The organism is Pedobacter sp. 01N416 (genome assembly GCF_056399685.1).
In genome coordinates this window covers 1-620 of sequence record NZ_JBFTRT010001022.1, presented here as the reverse complement: position 1 = coordinate 620, position 620 = coordinate 1, and the positions used below count along the sequence as shown (strand labels likewise).

The 620-nt window shown below is 35.0% G+C and carries 1 protein-coding gene; it reads left to right on the top strand.

The window, feature by feature from the left end; translation table 11 throughout:
* Positions 1 to 122: 122 nt before the first annotated feature.
* Positions 123 to 620: ATPase domain-containing protein (locus AC1DND_RS29025; protein WP_477586458.1), on the top strand; the 498-nt coding region annotated here is incomplete at its 3' end.

Genomic DNA, 620 nt, shown 5'->3' with positions numbered 1-620 from the left:
CTTTACTATTGATATTAGCTAAAAAACATTTACATTAGCTAAATATATTAGTATTATAAATATCAACATTTAAGCATATTAGCCGATAATCGATTATATTTACGCAATCAATGAAAAAAGAAATGAGCACTGCAAATCCAGATAAATTAAAAGCCCTACAACTTACCTTAGATAAGCTAGAGAAATCTTACGGTAAAGGTACCATCATGAAACTTGGCGATTCTGCCATTGAGCCAATAGATTTTATTTCTACAGGATCGATCAGTTTAGATATTGCTTTAGGTATTGGCGGTATCCCAAAAGGCCGTGTAATAGAAATCTATGGTCCGGAATCTTCTGGTAAAACAACTTTAGCCACACATATTATTGCCGAAGCACAAAAAAAAGGCGGTATTGCTGCTTTTATCGATGCAGAGCATGCTTTTGATCAGTTTTATGCAAAGAAACTAGGTGTTGATACCGATAACCTTTTAATCTCTCAACCAGATAATGGTGAGCAGGCATTAGAAATTGCTGATAACTTAATCCGTTCGGGTGCTATTGATGTAATTGTAATTGACTCTGTTGCCGCTTTGGTTCCTAAAAGTGAAATTGAAGGCGAAATGGGCGATAGTAAAATG